We start from the raw sequence: 25,038 nt of genomic DNA on the forward strand, positions 1-25,038 counted from the left end.
GATAACCGTCCCTCCCTAAGAGCTTTGGGGTTGAACGGGACCGTGTGAATCCCGAATGTCACAGGCATGAGCGATCCCCGTTTTACCCAGCTGGCCGATGTGCTGACCAGCTTTTCGACGAATCTGAAAAAAGGTGAGCGTGTGCTTATCGATGCGTTCGATATTCCCGACACGTTTACCATCGCCTTGGTGCGGGCAGCGCAGGCGCGGGGCGCGTTGCCCTACGTGAATGTGCAGCGGGCGCGCATCACGCGAGAGTTGTTGAAAGGCGCGACGGCCGACCAGTATGCGACGGCGGCGGACGTAGAGTTGAAACGCATGCAGAGCATGGATGCTTACATCGCAATCCGTGGCTCCGAGAATATTTTTGAAACCTCCGATGTGCCCGCCGATCGCGTGCAGACGGTCGCAAAGGTGATGAAGCCGGTGCTGGATTACCGCATCAACAAAACGAAATGGGTGGTGCTGCGCTGGCCGTCGTCCGCGATGGCGCAACAAGCCGGCATGAGCACGCAGGCGTTCGAGGATTTCTATTTCCGCGTCTGCACGTTCGATTACTCGCGTTACGGCCCAGGCATGAAAGCGCTCGCGGCGCTCATGGATAAAACAGACCGGGTGCACCTCAAGGGCCCCGGCACCGACTTGCAGTTTTCGATCAAGGGCATTGGGGCGGTGCCGTGCGGTGGCCTGCGCAATATTCCGGACGGCGAAGTCTTTTCATGCCCGGTGAAAGACAGCGTCGAGGGCGTGATTCAATACAATGCGCCGACGGTTTATCTCGGCACGTCGTTCGACAGTATCCGGCTGGTTTTTAAGAAGGGAAAAATTGTCGAAGCGACGTCGAATAACACGAAGCGTTTGAACGAGATTCTCGATACCGACGAAGGTTCGCGCTATATCGGCGAATTCGCGATTGGCTTTAATCCGCACATCCTCGAACCGATGCGCGACATTCTGTTCGACGAAAAGATTGCCGGTTCGTTCCACTTTACGCCTGGCCAGGCTTACGAGAAAGGCGGCAACGGCAACAAGTCGGCCGTGCACTGGGACATGGTGAACATCCAACGTCCCGAATACGGCGGCGGCGAAATCTGGTTCGACGGTAAACTCATCCGCAAAGATGGCCTGTTCACGGTGCCGGCGCTCAAGAAACTGAACCCTGATCAACTGCTGAAGAAAGGTTGAGTGAGCAATGTCGCTGCCTGATTCCAGTCTGTTCGGCTTTGTGCAGTCGCTTCCGAAAACGGAAACGCATCTTCACGTCGAGGGCGCTTTGCCCTATGAGTTACTGCATGCGTGGAAGCCGGATGTTTACGTCGAGTTTCCGGCGTTTCGGGAACGTAGCTATCGTTATGAGACATTTCCGGATTTTGAAAAGCAGCTGCTCGATAACGCGCTGCCATGGTTTGATTCCGCAGAACGTTATCACGAGGCCGCAAAAGTGATGTTTTCAAAGCACGTCGCGGAGAACGTGAAATATGTGGAAACGAGTTTTCACCTGCCGGTCACGCAGTTCATCAACGTGCCCGGCCCGGAGATCATTCACGCGATCAAATCGGCTGCGCCGCGAGGGTTGGAAGTGCGCGTGTTTACGGGAATGCTACGCAGCGATATCAGTGGCTCGTTGCGCAAAACCATCGACGAACTGCATGCATGGGACGAACTCTCGGGGGTCGATTTGCATGGTTTCGAATTGATGCCTACGGAACCTGACACGGCAAAAGTCTGGGCCAGTTTGCGCGCGGCGGGTAAAGTTACCAAGTGCCACGCGGGAGAATTCGACGGGGCGGCCCGCGTCCGCGAAGCCATCGAGCAACTCGGGGTTACGCGCATTCAGCACGGGGTGCGCGCAAGCGAAGATGTTGCGGTAATGAAACTCGCGGCCGATCGCGGAGTGACCTTTGACGTCTGTCCAATCAGCAACGTCGGATTGAAAGTGGTTCGTTCCATGGCCGAACATCCGTTGCGGAAACTGACGCAGGCGGGCATTCGTTGCACGATCAGCACGGACGACCCGCTGTGTTTCGCCAACTCGGTGAATGAGGAGTATCTCGCGATTTCCCACGAACTTGGGTTTACGCGAAAAGAACTCGCCCGGTTCGCGCGCAATGGTTTCGAAGTGGCGCTGATGCCGGCTGCACAGAAGCAGCCGTGGCTGGAGCAGCTGGACGCGATTATTCAGGGCTAATCAAGAAACGCAGGAGCCTGCTTGCAGGACGGGGGCGTGCCGTGCAGCGTGGCAGACTTGCAAACGACCACTTACACCGTTCCCGAAGAAACCCGCCGTGAGCGCGCCGACAAAGTGCTTGCGCACGCGTTTCCTGAGCACAGTCGGTCTGCATTTCAGCGGGCGTTCGAAGCGGGGTTGGTCAAGGCGGATGGTGCGGTGATCGCGCAAGATTACGAAGTGAAGCGCGGGCAGGTGTTGGAGTTTTCATTTCCCGAAGTGAAGGTCGCCGAGGTCAAGGCGGTCGAAATTCCGCTCGAGGTGATTTTCGAGGACAAGCACCTCATCGTGCTCAACAAGGCGGCGGGCATGGTCGTGCATCCAGGCGTCGGCACGGGAGAAGACACCATGGTGCATGCGTTACTCGCGCATTGTGCAGGCAGCCTGAGTGGGATTGGCGGCGTGGAGCGGCCGGGCATCGTTCATCGTCTCGACAAGGAAACGACCGGCTTGCTCGTGGTCGCAAAAAACGACGCGGCGCATCGGGCGTTGTCGGATCAGTTTGCGTCGAGGACGCTGAAAAAAGAATACCTGGCGCTAGTTTCTGGTGTGCCTAAACAGGACAGTGGAACCATCGATAGTGCGATCAGCCGGCATCCGGTGCACCGCCATCGGATGACCACCGGCGAAGGCGGTCGCCCCTCTAAAACCGACTGGGTCGTGGATAAAAAGTTTGGCGTGCTTGCGGCGCTGGTGCGTTGCCGGATTCACACCGGGCGCACTCATCAAATTCGCGTGCATCTGAAATCACTAGGGCATCCGCTGCTCGGCGATCCCACGTATGGTTGGAAGCCGAATGCCGCGATGGCGGTTCCTCCGCGGGTGATGCTCCACGCCGAGCACTTGGTTTTTGCGCACCCGGTTAGCGGAAAAATTATGGATCTCCACGCACCGTTACCGGCGGATTTTAGAGCCATGATCAAGGACCTCCAAAAGCGGATCAAATCGAAGACTGATCAGCATAAGGCCGATCTGGCGCAGGCTAAGATTAGCAACGCGGATTACGCGGCGGGGCGAACCCGTGGGAGCGCGTGACGCTGAAAGATTTCGCGCGGATTTGGCCGCGTTACGTCCACCGCTACCTTGCCCCGTGCGACCCTACGCGGATTACGCTCCGGCTAACGCTTCCGCAGCCAGACCCCAGCGGAGATTGTGCAGTGAGTGATGAAACGAATCGATGTGCGCATAATCGGCGAGCGCCAGCATCGTAATTAACGCCGCAGGGAAAACATCCGCGCGCGCGGCGGGCATGCCCGGAATCGCTTTGCGTTGCTCCAAGGTGAGCGGCGCGAGTTCATCGAGCAATGCCGACATTGTGTCGACCCCGATGGTGGCAGGGGTTTCTTCGAGATTCAGGCCGTGACGTGCACCTTTCACCGCGCGCACCGTGCTCATGCTGCCGCCGGTGAAGACTGCGGCGGGGGCGTTAATCGGGAAACGAAACCCGGAGCGTTTCAATTCGTCGCGCACATGCACGGCCAACGCGGTTGTTTCGCCGACTACGAGTGGCGCGGTGGGATCTTTAATGAAGCGCTCGGTGAGCCGAACGCAGCCGAGTTGAAGGCTGATGGCTTGAGCAATGGCGCGCTCGTTGAACAACAAACATTCGAGGCTGCCACCGCCGAGATCGAACACGTAGAAATCGCGCAACGAAAGCAGCGCCGGGTCGCAAGTGAGGCCGCGGCCGATGAGATTCGCTTCCTCGTCGCCGGTGAGGATGCGGATTTCGTGACCGGTGGCGGTGCGGACTCGCTCGCGAAATTCGGCGCCGTTACGGGCGTCGCGCACCGCGCTGGTGGCGACTAAGACGATTTTAGAAGGAGCAAACGGTTTGGCGTCGGCAAGTAATTCCTGAATGGCGGCGAGCCCGCGCGCCATGCCTTCTTCGGTGAGACGCGGTTCGCTTTTGCTGATGCCCGCGCTGATGCGGGCGTCGATCGTTTTGGTTTTCAGGCCTTGCACGATGTCGGCTTCGTCGCGCGCGGCCACGAGCACTTTGATCGAGTTACTGCCGATATCGATGATGGCGACTGGAAGATTTTTAACCACGGATTTCACGGATAACACGGATAGAAAGCGCAGCTCATTGATTTGTCATTCTGAACAATGTGACGGATCTAAATTGGTTTCGCTGGCGAACGCACTCATGGATCCTTCGCTGCATTCTGGGAGAATGGAGACTCGGAGTTATCCGTGTTCATCCGTGAGATCCGTGGTCAAAAATTTCAGAGAATAAAATCGTGTGGGGCGACTAGGACGACGAATTCGCCTTTGAGGCTCATTTTAGTGAGTCGGGCGAGGACGTCTTCGGCGCGACCGGTCAGAAACGTTTCATGGAGTTTAGTGACTTCCTTGGCGATGCACACAACCCGATCTGGTCCAAGCGTGGCGACGATTTCGTCGGCGAATTTATCGATGCGGTGGCAGCTTTCGTAAAGTGCGAGTGTGTAGTCGAAATCGCGGTGCTTTTCTAGAAACGTGATGCGGGCGGCGGATTTAGCCGGGAGGAAACCGACGAATAAAAATCCGTTGGTCGGCAAACCGCTGGCGCTCAGCACAGCGACGAGCGCGCACGCGCCGGGCACGGGCACGACGGGAAGATTGCGGCGACGGCAGGCGCGGACGATGCGGAAACCGGGATCGCTTAAGCCGGGCGTGCCGGCGTCGCTGACGACGGCGACAGATTTGCCGGCGGCGATTTGTTCGGCGAGGCGTTCAGCGACTTCGGTCTCGTTGTGCTCGTGGTAAGCGACGAGATCGCGGTGCAGGCCGAGGCGCGTGAGCATCGAGCCGGTGGTGCGGGTGTCTTCGCAGGCAACGAAATCGACACTGCCCAAGATGGCGCGCGCGCGATCAGTTAAATCGGCGAGGTTACCAATCGGTGTAGCGACCACGTAAAGGTGGCCGGGGAGTGGCGTCAGAGACGCGTTGACGGCAGGCGTGATCATGACGTCGCCGAGAAAGCAGCCGCGGACGGCGCTTTAGTTGCCCATGCCGGGGATGCGGCCTTCCCAGTCAGCGGGGCGGCTCCACGGAATCGAGGAGTCGTGCTGCTTCGGGACGCAACCGGTCAGGCCGGCGAGCGCGAGGGCGGACATCAAAAGCACGAAGAAAGCTTTGCGGAGGGAGAACATGTTTCAGTGGTTGAATATGACTAAATCGCCGGTCTGCAACTGTCCTTTCAAAGTGGCGGGCAAAACTTGGGCGAGTGCAAACTTAGGGCGAGCGTCGCTGATCTGGGCACGGGCGAGTTCGGTGCCCGCTCGTTGGAGGCTGACAACTGTGCCAGAGGTGGCGCCTTTTTCGGCGCCGTAGTTCAGGACGACAAAAGCGTCGCGCGGGCCGACGCGAACGACTTGGTGAGAAGTGATTTCTGCAGCGGGTTGGACAGGTCGCGGTTTTGCCTCGGCTGGCGTGGCCAAAGCACGCGTGAGCAGGTGAGTGAGCTGGGTTTCGAGTTCGTTAATCCGGCGGTTGTAAGCGGCGATCTCTTCCGCGGAGGGTGCGGGAGTGGAAACTGGGGGCGTCGCCGCGGGTTGAGTAGGCGCGACCGTGCTCGCGACGGATTCGGAAGATTTTGGTTGAGGCGAGCGTTTCGGTTGCACCATGAGCGTGGGCAATATGACCGCCTCTTCGTTTTCCGAGGAGGGAGCGGGGGAGACAGAAGCGACTTTCTGCCGCAGCGTGGCCAACTCGGTCATGAGCGCGACCTCGCGTTGTTCGCGCTCGGACAGCTGGCTTTTGGTTGCGTGGAGTTCGCGCGTGAGTTGCACCTGTTTGCTTTCGGTGGCGGTCGTGCGCGTTTTGGCGGAGCCGAGCTGGCTGTCGAGTGCGACGGCGCGCTGCTCGTATTTTTCGGCGCTTTTGGACGTTTGCTTAAGTTGAAAACTCAACTCCGCGTTCTGCCGCGACAACTGAGTGGCGCGCGCGGCATGCGCGGCGGAATTTGCGCGCTCTTTCCAGAGAGCAGTGCTCATTCCCGCCACGAGCAGGGTGAGCACCACGGCGTAAATCCGCAGCTTCATGCGTCAGCAAAAAAACTCAGCTTTGAGCGCGGTAAGTCGACTCGAACCACTTCTTTTGCGGGATCTTGGTGACGCGGCCTGACGGATTGGCGGCGAGATGTTCGAGCACTTTGAAAACGAGTTCCGCTTTCTCGGGCTGGCCGAGTTTGGCGGCGAGCGATTCGGCGGTGAACTCGGTGGCCGGGTTGGCGCGAAGTGTTTCGTCGATCTTTAGTTTGAGCGTGATGACGCCGCCGGCGGCTTTCTTACCGGCCTCGACGCCGGGCTGGTGGTAGGCGTTGATGCCGATCAGCGACGCGTAGAGGCCGACGGCGCGCTCATAGAGTGCGATGAGCATACCGATGGTTTTCGGTGACACTTCGTTCACGGTGATGGTGATCGAGTGACGCTCTTTTTCGCTCATGGCGTCGCGGGTGCCGAGGTAGAAACCTTGGAGAAAATCGCCGCTGGTAACGCCCGCTTCGACTTCAAGCGAAGTCTCGTGGCGGTCTTTGAGCACTTCGATGAACGTGATGAAAAAATTATTCACGCCTTCGCGGAGTTGCTGCACGTAAGCGTGTTGATCGGTTGAGCCTTTGTTGCCGTAAACGGCGATGCCTTGGTTCACGACGTTGCCGGCGAGATCGAGTTCCTTGCCCAGGGATTCCATCACGAGTTGCTGGAGATAGCGCGAGAACAGCAGCAGGCGATCCTTGTAGGGTAACACGACCATGTCTTTCGCGCCGCGGCCATCGGTCGCCCAATACCACATCAGCGCGAGGAGCGCGGCGGGATTTTCGGCAGCTGATTTTTTGCGCGTGGCGACGTCGGTGGCCGCGGCGCCGGCGAGCATCTGGTCGATCTTAATGCCTTGGAGCGCGGCAGGGAGCAAACCGACGGCGCAGAGTTCGGAGGTGCGTCCGCCGACCCAGTCCCACATCGGGAAACGCGCGAGCCAGCCTTCTTTTTTGGCGACGTCGTCGAGCTTCGAGCCTTCGCCAGTGACGGCGACGAAATGCTTCGCGGAATCGAGGCCGGCGGCTTTGAACGCGGCTTGGGCTTCGAGCATGCCGTTGCGGGTTTCGGCGGTGCCGCCCGATTTCGAAATGACGATCGCGAGCGTCTGCTTAAGGCGGCTGCCGAGTTCGTTGAGCACATAATCCATGCCGTCCGGATCGGTGTTGTCGAAGAAGGTCACGCGCATTTTGTCACGGCCACCTTTGAGGCGTCCGAGGGCGTGATTCACGAATTGCGGGCCGAGGGCGGAACCGCCGATGCCGATGACGAGCACGTCTTTGAATTTGCCGCCGCCGGGCGCGGTGATTTCGCCTTTATGGATTTTGGCGGTGAACGTCTTGATCGCTTCGAGGGTGGAGGTGATTGCGTTGCGCAACTCTTCAGTCGGGGCGAGATCGGCGGCGCGCAGCCAGTAGTGGCCGACCATGCGTTTTTCGTCGGGATTCGAAATAGCGCCGCCTTCGAGTTCGGCCATGTCGGCGAAGGCTTTTTTCAATTTCGGCTCCATCGACGGCAGAAAATCGTCGGGGAAAGGCATGCGGCTGATGTCGAGCGACAGGCCCAGTTTCGGATTCGTGTAGTAAAGTGATTTGAAGCGATCCCACGTCATAGTGTTGGAATAAGTAGAGGGCAGGAGAGGCCGGGGCTAGCCCGAAAAAACGAGATGACACCGTTGGACGTCGCGACAGACCGGCAGTGGCGAAATGGGTGCCGCAAATCGCCGCGGAGCGGGCAAATTTTTTCGGGATTGCACGGGCGGCGCGTGGCCTCATTCACTGAGGGTTTATTGCATGGCCTTTGACCTTAAGCGCGTATTGAAAGTGATGCTGTTCGCCTCGAACGGCCCGCTTTCTGTGAAAGATATCCAGACGGCGATCAGCCGTTTTCATGACCAAGCCGAGGGCTTGCCGCTGACAGATGGCGAAGGTGAGGGCGAGACTGCGCTCACGATCGAAGGCGAGGCCGCTGCGGAACAAGCCGTGGTGACCGAATCGACGGCGGAGACGCCCGATGCGAACGAAGTTGAGCCTTCCATCGAGAGTTCGCCGATTCCTCCAGGGGCGGAACCGCTGGAAGCGCCGGTCGCGCTTTTGCCGCTGGAGAATAACGAATTTTACGTCGACGTGCCTTCGCTCGTCACCACCACGCAAATTCGCGAGGCGATGGATCTCATCGCCGCCGAACTGCGGGCGCAAGACAGCGACGTGGTCGTGCTTGAAAGCGGCAACGGCTGGCGTTTGGCCACGCATCCGCGTTTCGCGCGCTGGGTGCGTTTGCTGCGCAATGAGCCGACGCCGGTTCGCCTGACGGCTTCGGCGCTCGAGACCCTCGCAGTGGTTGCTTATCGTCAACCGGTGACCCGTGCCGAGATCGAACAGATCCGCGGCGTGTCAGCAGAAGCGGGTGTCGCCAAACTGCTCGAACGCGATCTGGTTTACGTCACGGGTCGCGCCGATCAACCCGGTCGTCCACTACAGTTCGGCACTACAGACGCGTTTCTGGAATTTGTGGGCATCAAATCGCTCGATGAATTGCCGGCGTCCGACGTCCTTTCGCCGCGCCAGATTGACGCGTGGTTGCAGACGTCGGCCAATCCGCGTCCAGCCAGCGATGCCGACATGGGTCTCGACGAGCACGAGGCGGATCAGCTCACCCTTAACGATGCGCCGGTTCCCGAAGCGCCCGCCGTGGAATCGGAAATTGAATCCGAGCCCGAGGCACCGTCAGCCGCGCCTGAGTCGGAACAACCGGCCAGCGAAGAACGTCCTGCTAATTGAGTTTATCGAGGTTCGCGGCGCTCAACGCCATTTGGCGTAGATGAAATAGAGAATGCCGCAGAACACGACGAGCGCGCCGAGGGCTGAGTAGAAATAAATAAAGCAGCCGCGCTTGGTGGCTTGGGCGCTGGTGGCGGGCGCTTGGCGATAACGGGAAAGGATTTTCTCAGCGCTCTCCGTAGCATCGTTGGCGGTCGATTCTTCGATAGAAGGAGAGACTGCGCTAACCGAGGGCGAAGCGACCGGCGCCAATTGGATGGCAGGTTGCTCTAAGCGGGCAGATTCGTCGAGGCGGGGCGTTTCCCTGGCGATTTCACTTTCGATCCACGCGAGCTGTTGCTGTGCGAGGGCGCGTTGGCGCTGCAGTTCGGCAAGGCGGTTGGCGTCGGACATCTCTCGCTAATCCAAGCGGCGTCGGCGTGAGCGGCCAACAAAAAAGGCGCACCGTGAAGTGCGCCTTGGAGAGTTAAGCGGTGGTCAGCTTAGACAACGTTCACCTTGCGGTGAGCCTTGTCGAACTGGACGGTGCCGTCGCGCAACGCGAAGAGCGTCCAATCGCGGCCGGTGCCGACGCCTTTGCCGGCGTGGTGCTTGGAGCCGCGTTGACGGACGATGATGCCGCCCGCGAGCACTTTCTGACCGCCGAACAGCTTCACGCCGAGGCGCTGGGCCGCGCTGTCGCGACCGTTAGAGGAGGTTTTCTGGCCTGTTTTATGTGCCATGGTAGTGGATCCTTAGTTGAGTTTAAACCGTGATGGACTCGATCTTGATGACCGAGAGTTCCTGGCGATGGCCGCGCTTGCGCTTCGAGCCCTTGCGCTTGCGCATCTTGAAGACGATGACCTTCTTGGCGCGCTTGTTTTCGAGAACCTTGGCCTTGACCGAGGCGCCACTGAGGAACGGAGCACCGACTTTGAAGGTGCTGCCTTCGCCGGCGGCGAGAACTTCGTTAATTTCAACCGTGGAACCGGCTTCCGTCTTCGGGTAGCGGTTCACGATGAGGATATCGCCCTCGCTAACCGAGAACTGCTTCCCCTGTGTTTTGATAGTGGCTTTCATAAAGTAAAAGGGACGAAATAAGGGGAGTCGCGCAGTGGTAATCAAGGCTTTATTTTTACTCAGAGCGGGAATCCTTTCGAACAGGCTTCACAAAGAGATAATTTGCCAAAAAACTCAGGCCGAAAATGCCGCTTACCGTGCGGATATTCCGCATCGCACCGACCACCGTTGTGAGCGAACTCGAGGCGGGTTCGCGGATTTTAATCAGCAGCAGGCACGAAAGGAGCCCGAACACCGGCTGAACGAGAAAGGCGGCGTGATAGACGTCGAGCGTCGCATAGCCCGTGTCCAAGGCCCACGTCAGGACTTTACCGCCGACCAACGGCGCCAACCCACCTGCGACCGAGGTAATGGCGACATTGAGGCCAATTGCGGCGCCTTTGGCCTCGGGCGGTATAAGTTTCAGAAGGATAGTGAATTGCCCGAGAACGAAACCCGTGCTCAGACAGCCACCCAAGATCCACATGGGATACATCAGCCAACTATTTTCCGGCACCACGATGCACCAGAGGAAGTTCTGCGACTGCCACACGGCCAACGCGACCGCCATGACGCCTTTGTTGCCATGGCGGGCAAGCAACTGGCTCCAAATCGGCATCGCGACCGAGCCGCCCAGCGCCGAGAGGGCCGCGAGGACACCAATCTCGGTCGCGGACAGTGAAAGCTCGCGGAACATGAACACATAATAAAACGCGCCAAAGCAGTTCGCGCTAAACGCCCAAATGGCGCCGAACACCACAAAACGCAGCAGCGAATGACTCCGACGCAGCACCGCGAATTGCTCGCGTAGTGGCTTCGGCGTCGTGCGCTCGTGACGCACCGTCGCGGACGGTCGCGTGTCCGGCATCTGCCAGAAATAATAGAGCGAGATCGCGCGGCAAATTACCGCGACAAGGATGATCAATTGAAACCCGTGCGCCGAATACTCGCCCTGCGTCACCGCGTAGCCGGTCAACGCCACAAACAGCAACGTCGCGAACTGACCGATGCGATTACGTTGCCCGAAATACCGCACGCGCAGGCGCGGTGGCACGAGGTCGTGCATCCACGCATTCCACACGATGGACGCGAGCGATGCGAAAAATGCATTCGCCAGGGAAAACCAAAACAAAAAATACGCGACCGTATTGGCATCGGACGTGAACAAACGCGGCAGATTCCAGCCGAGCGCGGCCCACGCGATCGCTTGCGCGCCCGTCGTGAAAATCATCGCCTGACGCGCCGCGATGCGCGTCACGAACGGCGCGAGGAAGGTTTGTAGCAAATTGCACGCGAAGGGCAGGGCGGCGAGTCCGCCCATCGTGGCCAGCGTCACCGGCAGCCCGCGAATCATCAGCGCGGCCATGAAAACATTTACCGGCAGCGACATCGTGACCACCGGCGTCGCGAAGCAGCCTTCGATGGTGCTCGCACGCATGCCGCGGCGCAGGCGCTCGCGGTATTGCGAAAGAGTCAGTTTTGGCGATGATGTGGACACGATGATATTGAGCAAAGCCGGACGAGTGCCACGTGTGATAAAAGCGGAGGAATTGGCGACTGAAAACACCGTCACGCTCGCGCGACAGCTTTTAGGAAAAGTATTAGTTCGCACGCTCGCTGGCGAACGCACGGAAGTAATCATCACTGAAGTCGAAGCCTACCACACGGCGGAGGATCTCGCCTGCCACGCTAGCAAAGGCCGCACGCCGCGCACTGACGTGATGTTCCGGCCCGGCGGAATTTGGTATGTGTATCTGTGTTACGGAATTCACGAGATGCTCAATCTCGTGACGGGCCCCGCAGATCATCCGGCCGCGATCTTGATTCGTGGAGTCGACGGTGCCATTGGCCCGGGGCGCGTCACAAAAAAGCTGAAAATTAATCGCACCCTCAACGGATTGCCCGCCGCGCCAGGCAGTGGATTGCATCTTGAAGATCACGGCATCGTCGTGCCGAAACGACTCGTTACCGCCGGCCCGCGCGTCGGCATCGATTATTCCGGCCCGATTTGGTCAGCCAAGCCGTGGCGGTTTCAGTTTAATGTCGCCGATTTGGCAAAACCCGCACGCCGCCGCATCATTTCTTCGGCGGTTGATATTCACTGAGCAACAACGTGGCGGTGCCGAAATTGAGTTTCAGCTGCATTTTCACCGGCAGGTTGCCGTCGCTTTGGGCAATCCAGACTTTGATTTCGCCGCCGCGTTTAAAAAGTCCTTTCGGGTCTTTTTCCATGTAAGGCACCATGACGAGCGTCTTATAGGTGCCGAGCGGGGTGCGGACTTCTTCGTAGCCTTCCGCGCGAATCTTTAGCGGATAAAGGTCACGGCCGAAATGCACCAGCAGGTCGCGTTCGTCGCCGGGTTTTAGGTTCCAGTTGCGCGTCTGAATGAGCGCGCTGATCAAGTCGACCGGATCGCCTTCCGGAATCGGGATGTCGCGCGAACGATCGGTGCGCACGCGGTCGGTGAATTTCGCGATGCGCGTTTTGTAGTCGAAAGTCGTTTCGGTATCCGTGGCGCGGTCCTTTTCCTTGCCGCTTTCCTTAACCAACAGATTGCGACTGCTCGCTTTCTCGATGATGACCTCGGCTTGGTTGTCGAAGGAGTAAACGCCGCGCACAAAACCCCGCGAACGGGTGTCGTTGGTCACGCGCATCACGGCGACGCCGTCGCGGGTTTCATCGTGGGCAGTGATGGTGATTTCGCCGGCTTTGTTGAAGATGGCAAAACCGACATTGTATTTCAGGCTCTCGCCGTCGCCGAAGGCCGTAAACGGCGCGGCGAAGGCACGGCTCACCAGGAGCGAGCTCAGAAAAACGAAGAGAGGAAAACGAAAACCCATGGCAATGTCCGACAAACAAATACGCGAAAGGTGCGGCGGCGAGCTTGTTAGTTTTTTAAGCTGAGCCGGCAGGCGGCGCCCCGGCGAGCTTGCGGCAGGTGTCGAGCGTGTCGATTTCAGTCGGCGTTTTATCGGTGCGAATGCGCGCGATGCGGGGAAATCTCAGCGCGTAACCGCTCTGGTGGCGCGTGCTGGGTTGGATGGAATCGAACGCGATCTCCAGCACGGTGTCGGGTTGCACGTAGCGCAGACGTCCGCGCTCTTCGAGCGTATGGTCGAGAAAATGTGTCGTGAGTTGCGCGATCTCGACATCGGTTAGCCCCGAATACGCTTTGCCGACCGTGAGCAAGCGGTCGCTCGTCGTGTCACGAATGGCGAAAGTGTAATCCGAAAGCACGTCACGGCGTTTGCCGTGGCCGTATTCCACGGCGACAACCACGACATCGAGTGTCGCGTAAGCCTTTTTAAGTTTCAGCCAAGCCTGCCCGCGTCGGCCCGGCGTGTAGAAGCTCGCGGGATCTTTGGCCATGAGGCCTTCATTGCCGCGTTCGCGCGCGCGCAGGAATGCGGCTTCGATTTCGATCGCGGTCGACGCTTGCGTGATCGGCGCCACGTGAAGCTTTGGATGCGTGGCGGGCACAATTGCCTCAAGGTGACGCCGCCGCTCACGCAATGGTTCTTTAAGTAAAATATGTCCGTCGAGCCACAGCAGGTCGTAAGCGGAAAACGACACCGGAATCTCCCCGCCGAGAAACAGATCGTCGCCTTTGCGCCCGAGCCGTTTTTGCAACTCGGCGAAAGGCAGCGCGCGGCCGTCGCGCCACGCGAGCAATTCACCATCGGCGATAAAATCGCAACCTAAGCTCGCCGCGCTCGCCGCGAGATCGGGAAACTGCGCGGTGATGTTATGCAAGTCGCGCGAGTAGAGTTGCACGCGCGAACCCACTTTGTGCAGCTGGCAGCGGATGCCGTCGTATTTTTCTTCGAGCCATACCGGTGGCGCGAGGCGTTCGAGAATCGCGTCGGCGGTCGGCTCAGGCGACGCCAACATGAATTGCAGCGGACGGAAGGGCACGAGTTCGATCTGATCGAGACGATTTTCGGCTGCCGCGATGTAGACTTGGCCGAGATCACCGCAGAGCAAATTCGCCGCGCGCACCGCGTCGAGCGTGCGACCGGTCGCTTTGGCGATGGCTTCCTCGACCAGTCCTTCTTTCAAACCGATGCGCAGATCGCCCGTGATGATTTTCACCGCATATTTGGCCTCTTCCGCAGTCAGTCGCGCGAAAAAGTTTTGCAGCGTCGAAATTTTTTCCGAAGGCCCACGATCAATCGCGAGCTTGGCGAACGTCGTGGAAAGTTCCGGTAGCACGACGTGTTCACCTCCCGGAATGCGTTGAGCGAGTAGCGCCGCGGTCGCATCGCCGGTATCGCGGAACTGGCTGTAAGCAGCGCGAAAAGCGCCTTCGTTGGTGCCAGCAGTCGCAATGATTGCGCGCCGCAGCAAAGCGACGCCGGTATTAAGCGTGCGTGCATCCGCTTGGGCAAACGCGCGTCCGGTGAAATACACGGCGGCGAGCGCGGCAATTTCCACGGGCAGGCTCGCGAAGTAATTTTGCAGCACATCGATTTTCACGAGTTTGCTCGCGGTCGTGCCGACTTTTGCCGCGGTTTCAGCGAAGCGCGCGAACGAGTCTGCCGCCCGGGCAAGTTCGTCTGCAGGCGAGGCTTCATGCCCCGATTGATTAGCGCGTTTTTTGTGTTCGCCCGAATCGGGGCGTAAAGCGCTTCCGACCGAAATGCCCATGCCCAACTCCAACTGATTTACCTGGCCGACGGCCCACGCTTCGATGCCGCGTTCGCGCAACGTTTGGGCAAATTCTTTGGCGAAGCCGTGGAGCGTAAACACGCGTTGCGGTTTCACTCGGTCGACAAACTCAAGTAAGTCGGGGTAGTCAGCGTGATCGGACAGCGCGAAGGCGGCGTCGCATTGATAGCGATACATCGCGCTGGAATCGACGGCCCAACCCGTGATCATCGCGGTGCGTTTGTTTTCGAGTTTACGAAACGGTGTCCAGTTCACCGATTGCGGCGGCGCGATGATCACGTGACCGCCCGCGTGGGCCGCATCGAAAATGGCATGCCCGGGAAAATGCATGCCGAGTTGCTCGTAAACCTTCGTGAGCTTGTGCGTCTGCGGGTGCAGCATCGCGGGCAAACCGGCCCGACCGATGGCTTGGAGCAGTTCCTGGCTTTTACCCAGACTGTAACCGAAGAGAACCGGAATCGCATCCTCGTGCAGCGCTTGCTGACAAAACGCGACAATGTCAGCCACGACTTTTTCCGTCGGCGGGAAAACATATTTCGGCAGGCCGAACGTCGTCTCCATGATGAGCGTGTCGGCTTGTGGCGTGGCGCACGGTTCGGCGGAGAGGCCTTGGCGGAGCTTGAAATCGCCGGTGTAGAGCAATGTGCCGCGTTCGCTCGTCGCGTGAAATTGCGCGGAGCCGAAAATGTGTCCGGCGGGGTAAAGGCGAACCGTGCAGCCTGCGGTGAGTTCGTGCGGCTGTTCGTAAGGCAGGATCAGTTCACGGCGTTCGCCCGGCATGCGCGCCTGCATGAGTTTTGCCGTGCCGTCGGAGCAGAGGATTTCTTTGTGCGCGCCAAGGTGGTCAAAATGGGCGTGGGAAACGAAGCTGCGTTCGACTGGGAAATGCGCGTCGAGCCACCAGTTGATCTGGGGGAGGTAGATGCTGCCGGATTTATCGATGACGTCCCAAGGCATAGTCGTTGTGCGGTGGAACGACCCACAAAGTGAACGTTAGTTCGGAAGTCAAAGCGCGCCCTGCGGCGTGGTGCTTACGACGCGGAGATGTATTTCTTGCGCAGCAAGCGCCACGCCGTGACGAAGAACGCCGTCAACGGCACCGCGAGCACCATGCCGAGAATCCCGCCCAGCGCCTGACCCCAGAAAAACACCGCAACGATGATCGCGACCGGATGCAGTCCGGTTTGATGTCCCATGATCTGCGGCGTAAGAAACCAGCCTTCCACAAACTGCACCGCGGCAAACACGCCCAGGCAGATCAACATCAGCGAAACCCCGCCGTCAGGTTGCAGAAACGCGAGCGGCAGCACGACACTCAGGCCCAGGATTGACCCAAGGTAGGGGACGATGTTGAGCAGGCCGATGATCAACCCGAGCGCCAAACCGAATTTCAATCCGGCGATGGAAAACCCGATTGCCATCAATACGCCCATGATGAGACCGATCACGATTTGCCCGCGGAAGAACGCCACCAAGATCGAGAGGAATTCCTTGATGAGAAACACCACGTCGTTGCGGTGCTCCAGTTTGAGAAAACTCAGGTGTTTTGAAAGATTCCGCGTGGGCTCTTTGTCTGAGAGCAGGAAGAAAAATAAATACACCGGGATAATTGCGAGCAGCACCACGAACCCGAAAAACCCGAAAATGCCCGCGCCAGCTTGTTTGAGCGACGGGGCGATGTGGCCGGCAAGATTTTGCGCCTGTTCGGTCAGGCCATCGACGATGCTTTTGATGTGCGGATTTTCCAGGTAGCGTCGCGTCACCGCGAGCCACTCGGGAAAATGCGCTTCACCCCATAGCACGCTTTTTTCCCACAACGTCGGCACATACATGGCGAAATCGAGGATCTGGCCGACAATCGCCGGCACGACTGCGAAAATGCTGCCGGCAAAAATCAGCAGGAAAATTCCGTAAAGGAGCACGACTGCGATCGGGCGACGGATTTTCAAGCGATGCTCGAAGACACTGACGACCGGGCGCAAAATCAGCGCGAGAATCCCAGCGACGGCGAGCGGCCAGATGACGTTTGCGAACGTTGCCACGAACAGCGCCACGCCTGCGAAAATGAAATAGGCGAGTGCACCGATGGCACAGACCGCGCCGAAACTGAGCGCGAAGCCGACCAGCTTGCGTTGCGCGGGCGTAAGCAGCGATGGATTTTCGGCGGACATGCCCGCGAGAGAATGCGCTCGCGTGCAGCGAAGCCAGCGCAAATGCAGCGCGTGGATTCGCGGACAGGTTTTCTACGCCATCCTATTTGAGTGGCTCCCCGTGAATTTCATTAACCTCCGCCGGCACTTGATAGTTCGGGTCATCGATGGCGTTTTGAATCATCTCAAGAAGGATACGTGAGCGCAGACTTTCCGGAAGCAGGCGCGCGCTTTCTTGTGCGTAGCGGCGCGCAGCGGTGGGTTGGCGATGGCTGAGGAGCTGGCTCGCGATTGCGCGATGAAGTTGACCGTTGGTGGAGTTGCGTGCGGAAATGTCGGCGTAAACGCCGAGCGCCTCTTCCACTTGGTTTGATTCAAGGAGCGCGATGCCGAAATTCATCGCGGCATCCGTGGCTCCAGGGCGGTGACGGAGAAACTCTCGGTAATAAATCGAGGCCTGCCCATACCATCGCATCCGGCTCAAAAGTCGCTCGGCAACCAAACCAATCCTGTCCACCTCCGCGCTCGAAGCGGGCGTGCCGGCGGGCAGCGCCACGCCGGGCCAGCTTTCGATCCAGTAAATTTTTACCGCGTTGCCGAGGATCGCCACCGGCTGCTGATTGCGAAAGCCCTGATAGTAGATCCGCCATTCCTTGGGCAGAAAAACGCCGCTTTCTATCGTCGCGCCGATCGCCACATAGCCCGGTAGTTTGGGTTCGGGTTGCGGTCCGCGAGCCAGCGCGGTGCCGGGCAGATAAGAATACGGGATGCCGTAATAGGCCGGGTCGGCCATGCCGAAATAAGCGAGATTGAGATGTTGGACGTGGTTGTCATCGACCCAACGTTTCAAGAGCTTCAAATATTGGCCCCAATCGATATTCGAATCGGAAAGATAACTTAATCCTTTGCGCGGGCCACCGCTGAAGCGGTTGAAAAAAGTCAGTGTGTGCGGATAGATCGCGACGAACGTCACCAGCCAGAATCCCGCGGGCACCACCACGGGGATCCATCTGAAGCGCCCGTTAAGCGCGAGAAGTTCCCGCATTCCGAGCAACGCCACCAACAGCACAAATGGAAAGATTGGCAGGAGGTGACGCACCCCGAGGTTGATCGAACTGGTCATGGCCACCGCGAAATAAATCACCGCCGGCAAGATCGCGAAAAGCACGTTTGCCGTTCCGAGTTGTGGCCGGCGCCGGCACGCAAAAACGATTCCCGCCAAGGCGAAGAACAGCAGGCCGGCAGGCGTTTTCACGAGGAACGCGACGGGGAAATAATACCACCAGCCTTTCGAGCTGATTTCCCCGGCGAGATAGCCGGCCATGGGTTCCGACGTCCCGAAGCTCAGGACGAATCCTTGCGTGTAGGCGTTGGGCAGTAGCCGATGTTCATCGAGCCAGTTGACGATTTCGTAAATCACCGAGTGAGTGCCGTTCACACGGATAATTTTTTCGCTATGGAAAATCCAGTCGGCGTCCGCACTCGGTGCGTAGCGGAATCCATAGACGGCCCAAATCGCCAGGTAGCTCGCGGCGATCAGCATGCCCACCACCGCCAGCGCGCGTCGCCACGTGATGGTCGTGGGATGATTGCAGGCTGCGACAACCAGCAGCACCAGCACGATCGGCCCAAGCAGCACGGCGGAATATTTGCTGACCATGGCGAGCGCGAAACAACTCGCGAGTCCGGCTAGATTGGCCGGAGTAAATTGCCGGCAGCCACGCCACAGGAAATAAATCGTGCCGAAATAAAAACACACGAGCCCGCCGTCGGTCGTGACGAGCGAGAAATACGTCAGGAGATTTGGCTCGATTAAATAAAATCCCAACGCACCCGCCGCCGGCCAAAGTCCGAACCACTCGTAGGCCCAACAAAAAAGCATTACCCCAAGGAGTGCGCCGAGGATGACGATCATGAATCTCGCGGGATAGAGCAGGCGATCCGCGTTGTTGGCTTTATACAACATGTCGTGAGCGTAGAAAAAGCTCATCGAAATCCAGTCGCGTTGGCTGAATTTATCCAGCGGTGGCCGCAGGATTTTTACGTCGCTCACTCCGAGCAGCGGCAATGCCGCCCATATGCGGAGGAAGGGCGGATGGGTTGGCTCGATGCGGTGGTCACCTTGGCGCAGCGCCACATAGCCCGCAACCAGATGCACCGGCTCGTCAAACGTCGCGGACTCCTGCGTGTAGATGCCCAGCTGAATGGCAAAGTAGGCGAGCGCAAAAATTCCCAGGATGAGTGCGATCCGCAACCGCGAGGGCGGTGCGGCGACGGCGTGGGCTGGCGGTGATCGAAAATTGGAGATGCCCGCCGTCATGGAAACGAGTGGATGGACTCCGGAGTCGGAAAGATATGACCGGCCGGCGGAATGAGCGTCAATTTTCGCTCGGAGGTGTCAAGTGCGGCGGCGGCGGGAAAATTCAAGTGTCTTCCCTTGACATTCTAGGGAAGAGCCGACTTTCTCCTAGTCAATCTAGGGAAGACTCATGCCAAACAACAAAGCCGATCTCTTGCAGGGCACACTCGACCTGCTTATCTTAAAATCGCTGCAGAACGAACCGATGCATGGCTTCGGAATTTCGCTCCGCATCCAGCAAATGTCGAAAGACATGCTTACCGTGGAGCAGGGATCGCTTTACCCCGCGCTCTACCGGCTAGAAGACCAGGGCTGGATCAAATCGGAGTGGGGCGTTTCAGAAAACAACCGAAAGGCAAAGTTCTACACGCTGACGGTTTCCGGCAAAAAGCAGCTCACCACCGAGGAGCAAACGTGGGCCAATCTTTCAAAGGCCATCAACCTCGTGCTCGGCCACGCGTAAGTTTCAAAAAAATCTAACCACGGGGACGCCACCTGAGCCAACGCTGTGCGTTGGTCTTTCCATGGTTCACTTTCGATTAATTCCATTCTCATGAAAATTCTGCGCAAACTCCGCTCCCTTGTCCGCAAAGAAAAAATCGAGTCCGAGATGACAGAAGAGATGCGGCTGCACATCGAGCTGCAGACCGAACTGAATCTCAAATCCGGCCTGGCTCCGGACGAAGCTCGCTACGCCGCGTTGCGGCAGTTTGGTAATGTCGTGTGCGTGCAGGAAAATGCCCGCGAAGGGCGCGGCTGGCTGTGGCTGGAAAATCTCGCGCGCGATCTCCGGCTCGGCGTTCGGTCTCTCCTCAAAACGCCCGGCTTCACTTTGATCGCAGTGGTCACCATCGCGTTTGCCGTCGGCGCGAACACCGCGATGTTCAGTGTGTTCAACGAAATCGTTTTGCGTCCGCTGCCGTTTCCAAAGGTGGACCAGCTCGAACGGATTTTCCGCGTCACCCCTCAGAACGATGAAGGCCTGTTTTCGTCCGCCGATTATCTTGATTTGCAGTCTAAGGCGGCAGGCTACGGACAAGTCGCGGCTTATACGCCGGCCAACCTGAGCGTCGCGGAACCGGGCCGGCCCGCGGAAATAGCCGGTGCGTTGCGGGTCGAGGCGAACTTCTTTTCCGTCCTTGGAGTCCAGCCGCAGCTGGGGCGCAGTTTCCGCGCGGACGAAGCCGTGCTGGGCAATCACCGGGTCGTGGTCATCAGTCATCGCTACTGGCAGAATCGTTTTGGCGGTGACGCGAAAATCATCGGGCACACGTTCCGTATCAACGGCGAGCCACACGAAATTATCGGCGTGATGCCACCCGCGTTTAGTGACTGGCGTTATCTGGGCTGGGTCGATGTCTTCCGCCCGCTGGGCTTGAGCTCGCAGGAAGCGGCGGATCGCGATGCGACCCCGTTGCGCTTCGTCGCGCGCCGCGCGGAAACGCTTTCACCGGCGGATGCCTCCGCGTTCATCCGCAACTTCGGCGAGAAACTGGCGGCGGATTTCCCGGCTTCCAACGTGGGTAGCAGCTGGCGCACTTTGCCGCTGGAAAGCACCGCCCAAAGCTCGCTCGTGACGGTGAGCATGCTGATCACGCTCTCGGGATTTGTCCTGCTCATCGCGTGTTCCAATCTCGCAAATTTTCTGCTCGCCCGGACGATGGCGCGGGCGCGGGAATTCGCCGTGCGCGCCGCGCTCGGGGCTTCGCGTTTTCAGCTGATGCTCCCGCTCGCGGTGGAGTCGCTGTTGTTGGCGATCACGGGCGGGATTGGCGCGGTGTTGGTGGCCACTTGGGCGACCGACTGGCTGACGGCGCGCAGTGTGGCTGACGATGGTCGGTTCGTGACGTTCCCGCTGGACTGGACGGTGCTCGGTTGGGCGTTGTTCGCCTCACTCGGCACCGCGCTCGCATTCGGCATCGCGCCGGCGCTGTTTGCGATGCGGCTGAATGTGAACAGCACACTCAAAAGCGGCGCGCGAGGTGCCACGGCGGGTCGAGCCCAGCAACGTTTCGGCCGCATGCTCATCGCCGGTCAGTTCGCGCTCGCGATGGTGTTGCTCACGGGTGCCGCCGTGTTTGTGCGCGGGATTCACGAGGTCAACAATCGCCGCACGGGCTGGGAGTCGGATCATTTGGTCACCGGTTCGGTGCTGTTGCCGGTGACGACCTATCAAGGGCCCGAGCAAATCAATGCCTTTCACCGGCTCGCGGTGGAGCGTTTGGAAACGTTGCCCGGGGTGACGTCGGCCAGCGTGTCTTCCGTGCTGCCTTTCTTCGGGTTGTCGGCGCCGCGCCGCTACCTCGTGCAAGGTCATCCCGTGACACCCGAGCCTGGACGTGAACCCGCCGCTGCGGTGAACGCGGTGAGTCCGCGCTACTTCGAAACCGTGGGCACGGGCGTGGTGCGCGGCCGCGCGTTTAACGCCGGCGACACGCTACGGTCGCCCAAGGTGTTCGTGATTAATGAAGCGATGGCGAAGGGACTTTTTGGCGGCGGAGATCCGGTCGGCCAGCGCCTCGCCCAAGTCGGCGGGCCCACGCTGGAGTGGGGTGAGATCGTAGGCGTGGCGCGCGATGTGCAATCCGTGATCCCGAATTCCAAGCCGGTGAGCTATCAAGTTTATCAACCGATCACGCAGGAGCCCGAGGCGTTTTGTGAAATCGCCGTGCGCGCTCCGCGCGTGGATCCCGCCACGCTCGTCAGCAGCATTCGCGCAACCATCGCCGCGCTCAATCCCGACTTGCCGGTTACGTTACTGCGTCCCGCCAACCTCACCATCACGCGGACAAACTACGAACTCGCCGTGCTGCGCGACATGCTCGCGTCCATCGCGATACTCGGCCTCGCGCTCGCGTCGCTCGGAGTTTACGGAGTAATCGCGCGCACCGTCGCGCAACGCACGAGTGAATTCGGAATTCGCATCGCGCTCGGCGCCCGCACCCGCGACATCACCCGCAACGTGCTCAGTTCCGGCGTGAAGCTCGCGTTGATCGGCTCCAGCCTCGGCTTGCTCGGCGCTTACGGCATCACGCAACTGATCGCCGCCGGCTATCCCGGCATGCCGACCCACAGCGTCGCCGTGCTCCTCGGGGTGACGTTGTTGCTCTTGAGCATCGCCTTCCTCGCGTGCTGGCTCCCCGCCCGCCGCGCGGCGAAAGTCGATCCAATGATCGCGCTGCGCGCGGAATAGACTCTAACGCGATGAACTTTATTCGAAAATTCCGAGGATTGTTTCGCAAATCGAAACTCCAAGCCGAGATGGCGGAGGAGATGCGGCATCATTTCGAACTGCAAACGGAACGAAACCGTGCGGTGGGCATGAGCGAGGAAGAGGCTCGCTACGCGGCGTTGCGGAAGTTCGGAAATGTGGCTGGCATTCAGCAACAGGCGCGGGATCAGCGAGAGTGGCGGTGGCTCGAGGCCGCGCTGCAGGATGGACGCTTTGCATTCCGCCAGTTGCGGAAGCAACCGGGGTTCACCGCCGCAGCCGTGCTCACACTGGCGCTCGGCGTGGGGTTTGTGACGACCTTGTTCACCATCGTGAATGGCATCGCTTTCCGGGGCCTGCCATTCGAGGAATCGCACCGAATTGTCAGTGTCGAAATGCCGTCCGAACGGTTGCCTGAAATCAGTCTGCAGCAAACGGGTTTTGAATTCCTATCGGTTGTCCGTTCGGGACTGGTCAATCTTAGCGGCGAGGTGACCGCCAGTCGCCAGCCGGGAGCCTGGGTCTCGCTCAATCTTTTCGAATTGCTGCGCGTGAGGCCGGTGCTGGGCCGCGGTTTGCTGGCCGAGGATGCCGTGCCGGGTGCGCCGAAAGTGGTATTGCTCGGCGACGCTCTGTGGCGGATGGACTTTCGCGGCGATCCTGCGGCCGTCGGCGGCGTGATCCGCATCAACGGCGAGCCCCACACGGTCATCGGTGTGATGCCTCCGGGTTTCGGTTTCCCGCGCAATGAAATCCTGTGGATGCCGTTGCCCGACCAAGAGCGCCGCGCCGGCGCCCTCGTGGTCGGCCGACTCAAGGCAGAAGTCAGCGCTGCGCGGGCCGCACAGGAATTGACGGTTCTTAACACGCGGCTGGCGACCGACGAATCCAGCCCGATCACGCCAGTGGAAGTCATTCCCTTTGCCGAGCGTAGCATCAAGGGTGTCGTGCGCAATCTGCTCACGGGAATCTTGGGCGCCACGTTTCTTGTGCTCATCCTGGCGTGCGCGAATGTGGCCAATCTCATCCTGGTGCGGGCCGCCGATCGCGGTCGCGAACTCGCGCTGCGCTCGGCGCTGGGTGCGACGCGGGCGCGTTTGATCGGGCAGCTGCTGACCGAAAGCTTCGTGCTCAGCTCGCTTGGCGCCGCACTGGGCGCCTTCGGGGCCCAATGGGGCACCCGGCTGCTTTGGAATTATGTGGGGCGAGAAGCGGACCTGACGGGCGGCGTGCCGTTCTGGGTTAATTTCCAGATGGATGGCGCGGTCCTCGGCTTTGTGGTGGGCGTTACCGTTCTCGCCAGTGTCCTCACCGGCCTTGTGCCGGCGCTACGTTCGTCCCGCGTCAATGTGAACGAACAACTCAAGGATGGCGCTGCCGGCAGCGGGCGAATCTCGCGGCTGACGGGCATTCTGGTCAATGTCCAGATGGCACTTTCGGTCTGTCTCGTTGTGGCGGCAGGGCTATTCCTCACGCTGCTGATCGATTTCAACCGGAAGCAGCTGCCCTACGATCCGGCGGCGGTGCTGACGGCCCGCATCAGCTTGGACGGCGGCACTTATCCAGCATCGGGACAGCGGACGGCATTTTTCGATGAACTCATAGCCAGCCTGGCGGCTAGCCCGGAGGTGGTGGCCGCAGGCCTGACTTCCGCCGAATCGTTTCGGCCCGCCCAGAGGCAGATCGAAATGGAGGGTGCGGTCTATGCGCAGCGGGCGGGCAAGCCCACGGTGTTCGCAGAAACCGTCACCCCGGGCTACTTCGACACGCTCGGTCTGGCGGTGCGCGCGGGCCGGCTTTTTCAGTCAAGCGACACTCCGGCAGTCCCAGCCGTGGCGGTGGTGAACCCAGCTTTCGTCGCGCAGTTTGGCGAAGGCAGTGACATGATCGGTCGGCGATTCCGCGTGGCCGCGGAGAATCCGACGGACCGGTGGATCACGATCGTCGGGGTGGTGGAAGATGCCGGCAGCATGAAGGCGGCGCAGAAGACGGATGGAGCGCGGTTCTACCGACCGTTTGCGCAGGAGCCGGCGACCACGGCGACTCTCGTTGTTCGTGGCCGGCAGAGTGGGTCCGGATTGGTTGAACTTGTCCGGCGGGCGGTAGTTGCCCGTGACCGGGACCTGCCGTTGAGTCAGGTTCACACGGTGCAGCAAATTATCGAAATGGAGCGCATCGGCATCAATGTGCCGGGACTCCTGCTCGTGCTCTGCGGACTCGGCGCCCTGGCTTTGGCGAGCGTCGGGGTATACGGCGTGGTGGCTTATGGGGTTCGCGCGCGCGCGCGGGAGTTCGGTGTCCGGATGACCTTGGGTGCCAGCCGGCGGCACATCCTGCAACTCGTGGTCGGAGGAGGCCTGCGCCAGCTTTCGTTAGGCCTTGGCGGCGGCGTGCTGCTCGCGCTCGGGGCCTCGGCGGCACTCAGCTCGATGTTCGTGGGGTTCGGCCGCACTGCGTATGATGTCTGGATTTACGCCGCCGTCGTCAGCCTGCTCGCCAGCGTGGGCGCCGCAGCGCTGCTGATCCCCGCGCGGCGGGCGGCGAAGGTGGATCCGATGGTGGCGCTGCGCGCGGAGTAAATCACC

General features: G+C 59.7%; 21 protein-coding genes. 8 read left to right on the top strand and 13 right to left on the bottom strand.

The features are described from left to right. Positions 1-66: 66 nt before the first annotated feature. The 3 genes from ACRRQW_RS17445 to ACRRQW_RS17455 are packed head-to-tail and all read left to right on the top strand — an operon-like array spanning position 67 to position 3,262. Complete coding sequence (locus ACRRQW_RS17445; protein ID WP_438482885.1) at positions 67-1,185, top strand: aminopeptidase; 1,119 nt, start codon at positions 67-69, stop codon at positions 1,183-1,185. A gap of 7 nt (positions 1,186-1,192) precedes the next feature. Continuing rightward, positions 1,193-2,188, top strand: a complete 996-nt coding sequence (locus ACRRQW_RS17450) for an adenosine deaminase family protein (RefSeq protein WP_438482887.1) — start codon at positions 1,193-1,195, stop codon at positions 2,186-2,188. Positions 2,189-2,236: 48 nt separating this feature from the next. Next, positions 2,237-3,262: an RluA family pseudouridine synthase gene (locus ACRRQW_RS17455; protein ID WP_438482888.1), complete on the top strand. Its 1,026-nt coding sequence runs from the start codon at positions 2,237-2,239 to the stop codon at positions 3,260-3,262. Positions 3,263-3,334: 72 nt separating this feature from the next. Here ACRRQW_RS17455 and ACRRQW_RS17460 read toward each other — a convergent pair whose 3' ends face one another. The 5 genes from ACRRQW_RS17460 to ACRRQW_RS17480 form a co-directional block, all read right to left on the bottom strand. Beyond that, entirely contained in the window at positions 3,335-4,285 is a 951-nt protein-coding gene (locus ACRRQW_RS17460) for a Ppx/GppA phosphatase family protein (RefSeq protein WP_438482889.1), read from the bottom strand. A gap of 167 nt (positions 4,286-4,452) precedes the next feature. After that, positions 4,453-5,175, bottom strand: coding sequence for a 16S rRNA (cytidine(1402)-2'-O)-methyltransferase (gene rsmI, locus ACRRQW_RS17465; RefSeq protein ID WP_438482891.1), 723 nt, complete (start codon positions 5,173-5,175; stop codon positions 4,453-4,455). Between the two features lie 33 nt (positions 5,176-5,208). Beyond that, positions 5,209-5,361 (bottom strand): hypothetical protein, encoded by a 153-nt coding sequence (locus ACRRQW_RS17470; RefSeq protein WP_438482893.1) that lies wholly within the window; start codon positions 5,359-5,361, stop codon positions 5,209-5,211. 3 nt (positions 5,362-5,364) lie between these two features. Then, positions 5,365-6,252, bottom strand: coding sequence for a hypothetical protein (locus ACRRQW_RS17475; protein ID WP_438482894.1), 888 nt, complete (start codon positions 6,250-6,252; stop codon positions 5,365-5,367). Positions 6,253-6,268: 16 nt separating this feature from the next. Next, positions 6,269-7,858: a glucose-6-phosphate isomerase gene (locus ACRRQW_RS17480; RefSeq protein ID WP_438482895.1), complete on the bottom strand. Its 1,590-nt coding sequence runs from the start codon at positions 7,856-7,858 to the stop codon at positions 6,269-6,271. Positions 7,859-8,039: 181 nt separating this feature from the next. Between ACRRQW_RS17480 and scpB the strand changes: the two genes are divergently transcribed. Then, positions 8,040-9,026: an SMC-Scp complex subunit ScpB gene (gene scpB, locus ACRRQW_RS17485; RefSeq protein WP_438482896.1), complete on the top strand. Its 987-nt coding sequence runs from the start codon at positions 8,040-8,042 to the stop codon at positions 9,024-9,026. Between the two features lie 21 nt (positions 9,027-9,047). On the opposite strand, the gene ACRRQW_RS17490 is transcribed toward scpB, so the two are convergent. From ACRRQW_RS17490 to ACRRQW_RS17505, 4 genes are all read right to left on the bottom strand, one after another. Next, the gene (locus tag ACRRQW_RS17490; RefSeq protein WP_438482897.1) at positions 9,048-9,419 is read right to left on the bottom strand and encodes a hypothetical protein; all 372 of its coding nucleotides are present in this window, start codon (positions 9,417-9,419) and stop codon (positions 9,048-9,050) included. 89 nt (positions 9,420-9,508) lie between these two features. Beyond that, positions 9,509-9,748 (bottom strand): 50S ribosomal protein L27, encoded by a 240-nt coding sequence (rpmA, locus tag ACRRQW_RS17495; RefSeq protein ID WP_438482898.1) that lies wholly within the window; start codon positions 9,746-9,748, stop codon positions 9,509-9,511. A 22-nt stretch (positions 9,749-9,770) separates the two neighbouring features. Further along, positions 9,771-10,085, bottom strand: a complete 315-nt coding sequence (gene rplU / locus ACRRQW_RS17500; protein ID WP_438482899.1) for a 50S ribosomal protein L21 — start codon at positions 10,083-10,085, stop codon at positions 9,771-9,773. Between the two features lie 55 nt (positions 10,086-10,140). After that, positions 10,141-11,562, bottom strand: coding sequence for an MFS transporter (locus ACRRQW_RS17505; RefSeq protein ID WP_438482901.1), 1,422 nt, complete (start codon positions 11,560-11,562; stop codon positions 10,141-10,143). A gap of 25 nt (positions 11,563-11,587) precedes the next feature. On the opposite strand from ACRRQW_RS17505, the gene ACRRQW_RS17510 reads away from it, so the two are divergent. After that, positions 11,588-12,169, top strand: a complete 582-nt coding sequence (locus ACRRQW_RS17510) for a DNA-3-methyladenine glycosylase (protein WP_438482902.1) — start codon at positions 11,588-11,590, stop codon at positions 12,167-12,169. Here ACRRQW_RS17510 and ACRRQW_RS17515 read toward each other — a convergent pair. The 4 genes from ACRRQW_RS17515 to ACRRQW_RS17530 all read right to left on the bottom strand — a co-directional run bounded on the left by ACRRQW_RS17515 (position 12,141) and on the right by ACRRQW_RS17530 (position 19,203). Continuing rightward, positions 12,141-12,860, bottom strand: coding sequence for a DUF3108 domain-containing protein (locus tag ACRRQW_RS17515; RefSeq protein WP_438482903.1), 720 nt, complete (start codon positions 12,858-12,860; stop codon positions 12,141-12,143). The two genes, ACRRQW_RS17510 and ACRRQW_RS17515, sit on opposite strands and share 29 nt — an antisense overlap. Before the next feature lie 100 nt (positions 12,861-12,960). Further along, positions 12,961-15,690: an ATP-dependent DNA ligase gene (locus ACRRQW_RS17520; protein ID WP_438482904.1), complete on the bottom strand. Its 2,730-nt coding sequence runs from the start codon at positions 15,688-15,690 to the stop codon at positions 12,961-12,963. Between the two features lie 74 nt (positions 15,691-15,764). After that, positions 15,765-16,904, bottom strand: coding sequence for an AI-2E family transporter (locus ACRRQW_RS17525; RefSeq protein WP_438482905.1), 1,140 nt, complete (start codon positions 16,902-16,904; stop codon positions 15,765-15,767). 82 nt (positions 16,905-16,986) lie between these two features. After that, entirely contained in the window at positions 16,987-19,203 is a 2,217-nt protein-coding gene (locus tag ACRRQW_RS17530; RefSeq protein WP_438482906.1) for a glycosyltransferase family 39 protein, read from the bottom strand. Positions 19,204-19,372: 169 nt separating this feature from the next. Between ACRRQW_RS17530 and ACRRQW_RS17535 the strand changes: the two genes are divergently transcribed. The 3 genes from ACRRQW_RS17535 (at position 19,373) to ACRRQW_RS17545 (ending at position 25,032) form a co-directional block, all read left to right on the top strand. After that, positions 19,373-19,705: a PadR family transcriptional regulator gene (locus ACRRQW_RS17535; RefSeq protein WP_438482907.1), complete on the top strand. Its 333-nt coding sequence runs from the start codon at positions 19,373-19,375 to the stop codon at positions 19,703-19,705. A gap of 90 nt (positions 19,706-19,795) precedes the next feature. Next, positions 19,796-22,435: an ADOP family duplicated permease gene (locus ACRRQW_RS17540; RefSeq protein ID WP_438482908.1), complete on the top strand. Its 2,640-nt coding sequence runs from the start codon at positions 19,796-19,798 to the stop codon at positions 22,433-22,435. Positions 22,436-22,446: 11 nt separating this feature from the next. Continuing rightward, positions 22,447-25,032 carry an ADOP family duplicated permease gene (locus ACRRQW_RS17545; RefSeq protein ID WP_438482909.1) on the top strand — a complete coding sequence of 862 codons (2,586 nt, stop codon included), beginning with the start codon at positions 22,447-22,449 and terminating at the stop codon, positions 25,030-25,032. Positions 25,033-25,038 lie beyond the last annotated feature (6 nt).

It is taken from the genome of Oleiharenicola lentus (assembly GCF_051660365.1).
GTDB lineage: Bacteria > Verrucomicrobiota > Verrucomicrobiia > Opitutales > Opitutaceae > Lacunisphaera > Lacunisphaera lenta_A.

Coding starts and splice junctions, on each gene's coding strand:
- ACRRQW_RS17475 (WP_438482894.1), bottom strand. CDS start 6,252: ATGAAGCTGCGGATTTACGCCGTGGTGCTCACCCTGCTCGTGGCGGGA.
- ACRRQW_RS17445 (WP_438482885.1), top strand. CDS start 67: ATGAGCGATCCCCGTTTTACCCAGCTGGCCGATGTGCTGACCAGCTTT.
- ACRRQW_RS17535 (WP_438482907.1), top strand. CDS start 19,373: ATGCCAAACAACAAAGCCGATCTCTTGCAGGGCACACTCGACCTGCTT.
- ACRRQW_RS17520 (WP_438482904.1), bottom strand. CDS start 15,690: ATGCCTTGGGACGTCATCGATAAATCCGGCAGCATCTACCTCCCCCAG.
- ACRRQW_RS17540 (WP_438482908.1), top strand. CDS start 19,796: ATGAAAATTCTGCGCAAACTCCGCTCCCTTGTCCGCAAAGAAAAAATC.
- ACRRQW_RS17450 (WP_438482887.1), top strand. CDS start 1,193: ATGTCGCTGCCTGATTCCAGTCTGTTCGGCTTTGTGCAGTCGCTTCCG.
- scpB (WP_438482896.1), top strand. CDS start 8,040: ATGGCCTTTGACCTTAAGCGCGTATTGAAAGTGATGCTGTTCGCCTCG.
- ACRRQW_RS17545 (WP_438482909.1), top strand. CDS start 22,447: ATGAACTTTATTCGAAAATTCCGAGGATTGTTTCGCAAATCGAAACTC.
- ACRRQW_RS17525 (WP_438482905.1), bottom strand. CDS start 16,904: ATGTCCGCCGAAAATCCATCGCTGCTTACGCCCGCGCAACGCAAGCTG.
- rplU (WP_438482899.1), bottom strand. CDS start 10,085: ATGAAAGCCACTATCAAAACACAGGGGAAGCAGTTCTCGGTTAGCGAG.
- rsmI (WP_438482891.1), bottom strand. CDS start 5,175: ATGATCACGCCTGCCGTCAACGCGTCTCTGACGCCACTCCCCGGCCAC.
- ACRRQW_RS17490 (WP_438482897.1), bottom strand. CDS start 9,419: ATGTCCGACGCCAACCGCCTTGCCGAACTGCAGCGCCAACGCGCCCTC.
- ACRRQW_RS17480 (WP_438482895.1), bottom strand. CDS start 7,858: ATGACGTGGGATCGCTTCAAATCACTTTACTACACGAATCCGAAACTG.
- rpmA (WP_438482898.1), bottom strand. CDS start 9,748: ATGGCACATAAAACAGGCCAGAAAACCTCCTCTAACGGTCGCGACAGC.
- ACRRQW_RS17530 (WP_438482906.1), bottom strand. CDS start 19,203: ATGACGGCGGGCATCTCCAATTTTCGATCACCGCCAGCCCACGCCGTC.
- ACRRQW_RS17470 (WP_438482893.1), bottom strand. CDS start 5,361: ATGTTCTCCCTCCGCAAAGCTTTCTTCGTGCTTTTGATGTCCGCCCTC.